The 5,853-nt window shown below is 54.9% G+C and carries 2 protein-coding genes; both read right to left on the bottom strand.

Annotated elements, in window-relative coordinates; translation table 11 throughout:
• A partial coding sequence (locus tag HMPREF2712_RS07890; RefSeq protein WP_246828700.1) for a siroheme synthase occupies positions 1 to 2,856 on the bottom strand: 2,856 nt, incomplete at its 3' end.
• Between the two features lie 237 nt (positions 2,857 to 3,093).
• A partial coding sequence (locus HMPREF2712_RS07885) for an S-layer homology domain-containing protein (protein ID WP_070819708.1) occupies positions 3,094 to 5,853 on the bottom strand: 2,760 nt, incomplete at its 5' end.

The following is a 5,853-nucleotide window of genomic DNA, read 5'->3' as shown; positions in this document are numbered from 1 at the left end:
GTACAGCGCCACCGTGACATCGCGGCGACTCAAAACGGTCTTACTCTCGTCCAAAAGAGCCTGCTGCTTAACCCATTCAAGAGCGGCCTTCTGCTCCTCCGTAGTATTCGCCAAGAGGTCAAGATTCTCAGAAGCCACCGGCTCGACCGTATCTGCGGCACCGTTCTTGCCGGGGGTTACCTTCTCCACAAAAACCCTGTAAGACCCCTCATAATTCAGCGTGCTACCGGGGACGTTCAGCTTCTCCTCCGCGGCACCATCGTGGATGCGCTCAACGGGAATAACCTGTTCCAGGGCCTTCTCACCGGTCAGCTTGCCAAAATCATCCGTTGCCTGAACCGAGAAACGGTAATAGCCCTCGGTAAGTTTCGGAAGACCCGAGACACGGGCGGTGAGAGTATTCATCTCCTGATACGGGTTGATGCGCTTATACGGAATGTACAAATCCGGACGAGCTACAGGCTGGTCAGGGTTCGGCTGGTTATCGCTCGGCTGCCCCGACCGCACCGGAAGGAACTGCGCAACACTGGTCAGCAAGCTGCCGTTATAGTCCTCCTCGCCCGGGTGAGGAAGATTAGAACCGTAGATGCCAATCATGTAGAGCCTGCCCGGCTTCAACGTACCCGCCGGAATCGTCATCTTCGTGCCGAAATAGTTATTGCGGAAACCCGTACAGTGATGCAAGCAGTTGCCCGTCAACGGAACAACATGGGAGAAAACAGGGTGTCCCATAATCTTTCCCGTAGCCGGGTCTGCCTCATACAGAGTGACGTACGCCTGGCTGTCGTATCCACCTACGATATTCGGGGGAAGAATATGGTAGCCCTCAACCGTCAGAGTCGTATCCTGCCACGGCTTATCAATCGCCGAAATGCTGTAGCGGTACGTCGGCTGATCAGGCTCAGGGTCGCGCACCGTGGGCAAGGGAATTCGTGCCGTACTACGGGGATCATCATACGGAGAATAGGGGTCCGGCTCCGACTGATTGGACGGGTAGTAAGTCAGCACCACATCGAAGAGGGTACCCTCCGGAACCATCATCCACTGCTTCGGGATATCAAGAGTGAACGTGACGCTCCCATCAGGATTATCGTGGGCCTTACCCTCAGCACGGAGGCTGGCAACCTTGCTACCGTACTGCGCCTCAGGAAGGGGATCGCCGTAATGTGACTGAAGGTAATTCTTACCGCGCTCCACAATGCCGAACTCATAGAACGTGTACTTCGCACGGAACTCGGCACTCAGCGGTGCAGTCGTCACAGAGACAGTGCCGCCTTCAGAAATATTGAGGGTGCCCGAGGTGAGCTTCATGCCAACCGGGTTGTCAGGTTTCTTATCCTCCGCAGGGGTGGGAGGGGTCAACGGGGTAGGGGAATCCGCCAGCCGAACTGGTGCAGCAACCGTAAAATTATGGTTCTCTGAACCGTAGTAAGGATTATCTGAGAAATAGACCCTCAGCTCCGCTTCGGAACCCAAATACACGCCCTGTAGCTCTTTAATATCCTCCGCATTAATTTCAAGTTCTACGGTTTGAGTGCCGTCGGGGTTACGGACCACAATTTTGTCACGTTCATAGTAATGGTCACTATTAACGCTGAGGTTGGCAATAGTTTTTTGAGCGATTTTACTATAAACACTAATCGATCCAATATAGTATCCCAAATCAACTTCCGGGGAAATATTAGAAATAGTGACTTTATATTTCCCCTCATGGTACGGGTCAACCGTCTGAGGAGACAATGAAACCTTCGGAAGAGTATTGCGGTACGTATTGCTCTGGTAAGGCATTTTTATGGGGCTCTTGCCCACAGGAACGAAGGGGAAGGCACGCCTCATAGCAATCGGGCCTGAAGGAGAATCTCCCTGTACCGACAGGTAATAACCCTTGCCTGATTTCAAAAGACCGGCAGGAATCGTAATTTTATGCTGAAAATGACCGTTAGGAATTAAGCCATGAAAAACGCGCTTAAAGTACGGAGAATCTGAAGGGTCAAAAGACCCCAGCTCCTTGAGATATTTATGGGTAACATTTGCAGTCGGGTCGTATTCAACGAGAGTAAAACTTAGCTTATTCATCCCGTCAAAACCCGAACCCGTCATATTGATTTCAATCGGTTTTCCGGAATTAATCTGCTCCTCAGAAATAGAATTCACATCATAGGTAATAGAAGGCAGAACAGACTGTGGAAAATCATTTGTTACAGGGAGCACCGTACGAATACGGTCCTCAGTATTCCACTGATAGGGGTGTGCGTCATCTAGCGGGCGGTAGGTCAAAATAACTTCGTACTCCATGCCCGCAGGGATGCCGTTGGAGGATACTTCCAAGTCGGCGCTGAAAGTCCCGTCTGCGGCAGGCGTCGGAACGTCAAAACGCGGTCCCTGGTATGTTGGCTCTTGGTGAGGACCCACGTAGGTAGAGGAACCCTTAGGCGCAATAATGAGGCTATGTAGCTCATTGTGTGCCAAGAATTCGGGAGTGAAGCCGGTGCCCTCAACATGCACCGTGCCTCCAGCATAAATTCTTAGTGCTCCGCTAGTGACGCGCAGAGTCGGTAGCGAATTGGTCTGCTCGCCTTGAGCCGCAGGATTCTGCTGGTTGTCTGCTTGCTTCTGAACCAAAGCTGCGGCTGGGGAGGCGGGGGTCGCCTGTTCCGGGTCTGCCTGAGCGGGGGTTGCCTGTGCCGGCTGGTCCGGTGCTACCTGGGTCGGTGTTGCCAGAGCCGCCGGGGTGATACCGGCAAGCGGGCTCAAACCCAGCAACAGCGACAGGCTGAGCACTCGGGCGCTCGCCGGGTGGCGCGGAGACGTGGAACAGCGCCGGGCGCCTCGTGGTGTGAAGAATGAAGACATCATTATCCCATCTACAAAAAACTGTACGGTGAATGAAGCGAGTGAGTAGATGAAGCAAGTGAAAAAGTCGAGTGGATATAGTCTGAAAAGCCAAGGCTAGGGGAGAAGAAGCCCCGTAAAGCCTGGTATCAGGCAAGAGAAGTCGCTCGGGAGGGGGGAAAGAGGCTGCACCGGCGGGCTGAAAAGCCGAACTACGTCGAGCATCCCAGCCCACCGGTCACTCCTCACCACGATCGGGCGCTACCTGAGGTGGCTACCGCCGTGCTCCATGCGGTACAGCATCAACGCAAAATCACCAGAGGAAATGGAAGAATTATCAAAGCCCTCATAGGCGTATTCCCCGTCAACGCTGTAACCCCACATGCGGTAATCAACAGCCCACTGAGCCTCACGCCAGAAAGCGCTACCCTCACGAACCTTATGATGCCAGCCATCGGAACTCTGGGGCGCATCCTGGTTACCCGGCAGCGAAGAAGAGGTCGGTGCCTTCGGCGTGACCTGACCCATCGCCTTCTGGTACCTGTACAGGAAAGCCACCGTCGACGGGGTCGAAAGGGGCGCATCCGGGTGGAACTTGCCGTCCGCCCAACCGAAGGTAATACCCTTCTGACGAGCCCAAATGAACGCGGTGTAGTCCGGGTCGCTCGATGCCACATCCGCATACGGGCTAAAAGCAGGTAGCTCAACCTTCGGGGAACCAGCCAAACGGTACAGCGCCACCGTCACATCGCGGCGCGTCAGATTGCTATTCCAGGACATTGGCGAAGGACCAGGCAGAATCTCACGATCAGCAAACCAGCGTTCAGCAGCCTGCAACTCACCCTCACGCGTCAGCTTCAGAGGAATATCCTCGACAGCAAGCTGCTCCACCGACTCGCCGGCACCATCCTTACCGGGGGTGACCCTCTCCATAAACAGACGGTACGCACCCGAATAGCTCAGCTGCTGATCAATCGTCAGATTCAGCTCCACCCTGCCATCCTGGATGCGATCAGCCGGGATTGCCTGCTGGAACACCGTCTGACCGGTCAAGCGCCCCTGCTCATCAACGTGCTGCACGGAGAGGCGGTACGATCCTTCACCCGGTGCAGAGAGTCCGGTAGCGCGTGCCGTAAACGAGTTCGTCTTCGCGTACGGGCTCAAACTTACCGACCCAAGGTGCAGCGTGGGTCGTGCAGACTCCTGATCGGGGGAATGCACCGGCAGGAACTCCGCAACATCATTCAGCATAGAACCCGAAGAATCTTCCATGCCGGGGTAAGGCACCCCGCCACCGTACACGCCCATGAAGTACAGTTTGCCCGGCTTCAACGTACCCGCCGGAATCGTCATCTCCGTGTTGAGGTAGTTGTTACGGAACGTGCCGTAGTTATCCTGCTGGTTAGTGAACTCCAGCGTGTGCGTGAACACGGGCTGACCCACCATCTTGCCTGTTGCCGGGTCAGCCTCATACAAGGCGAGAACCGGCTGTTCACCATCCCCCGCGAAGTTATTAGCCTGCGAGAGGACGTGCCAACCCTCAACCCTCAGCGTCGTATCCTTCCACGGGTTATCAATCGCAGACCGGCTGAAACGGTAGGTCGCGCGGGTAGGCTGCGCATCCTGAACCACGTCAATATGGGCGCGGATGTAAATACGATATATCGGACTCAACAAATCCAGCTCATTTACATCCGAGGGGTAGTACGTCATGAACACGTCAAAGAGCTCGCCGTCCGCCGCCTCAACGTACTGCGGGGGAACCTCAAACGTGTAGGTGAGGCTACCGTCCGGGTTCTCACGCACCTGATGCTTCAAATCCTTGAGAAACCCGCCGTACTGGTCGAGAGGCGGATTATTATTACGCCAATCATGCACGTACACCGATCCACGTCGCACCAGAGCCAGCTCGTAGAAGGTGTACTTCTGACGGAATTCAGCGCTCAACGGGGAAGTCGTCACCGACACCGTGCCGCCCTGAGAAATATTGAGGGTTCCCGAATCGACTTTCAGCTGCACGTTTCCGGGGTTCACCGGGCGAACCGTATCAGCGGGAGGCGGCACCATCGGAAGCTGCGCGCTCACCGTGAACTTATGGCTACCGTACGAATACTCAGAGTTCGAGAACGTTACCTGAACTTCTGCCGTCGAGCCCACGTGAGAGGGGTAGAACCCGTCATCATCCTGAACCTTATATTCGATTTCTACCGTACGGGTGCCGTCAGGATTGCGGGTTACGATTTCGTCGCGCTTGTAGTGCTGGCCCGCCACATCGTTGACCGCGAAAGGCTTGGACTCACCGGAGGTAGCGTTATAAATCCGCACAGAGTCAATGTAGTACCCCAGGTCCACCTCGGGTGAAATATTAGAAATAGTCACCTTATAGACGCGGTCCTGACCGGGATCAAAATTCTGCGCATCAACAGATACCTTCGGTAGGGTATTCCTGAACGAATTATCCTGGTACGCCATACGCGCGGGGTTATTGCCCACAGGAACGAAGGGGAACTTACGCGACAGCTTATTCCACCCGTGGGTTTCTACACCAGAAACACCCAGGGAATACCCCTTACCGGACTTCAGGACTCCCGCGGGAATCGTGATCTTCTTCTGGAAATAGCCGTTAGGAATCAGGCCTTTGAAAATGCGCTGATTCTCTTCAGTATCCGGCGCCTGGAACTCGCCCAAAGAAGCCACGCTGTAGGTCCTAATTGTTCCCTGCTCAGACAGCGTGAAACTCAAGGAATTGACATCCTGAAAACCGGTACCCGTCAACGTCACCTCAATCGGCTGACCCGAAGCAATCTGCTCCTCAGAAATAGCCGAAACATCATAGGTGATGGAGGGAAGGACAGCCTTCGGGAGGTTGAACTCCACCGGCAGCGCCGTACGGACGCGATCCTCAGTGTTCCACGCATAGGGGTGTACATCATCTACGGGGCGGTAGGTCAGAATGACCTCGTACTCAAGGTTGGCCGGCAGGCTATTTGCCGGAACCGTCAGGTCGGCGCTGAAACTGCC

The organism is Rothia sp. HMSC064F07, assembly GCF_001837265.1.
GTDB lineage: Bacteria > Actinomycetota > Actinomycetes > Actinomycetales > Micrococcaceae > Rothia > Rothia mucilaginosa.
The sequence above is the reverse complement of the archived record's forward strand: the minus strand, read 5'-3'. Positions and strand labels throughout refer to the sequence as shown.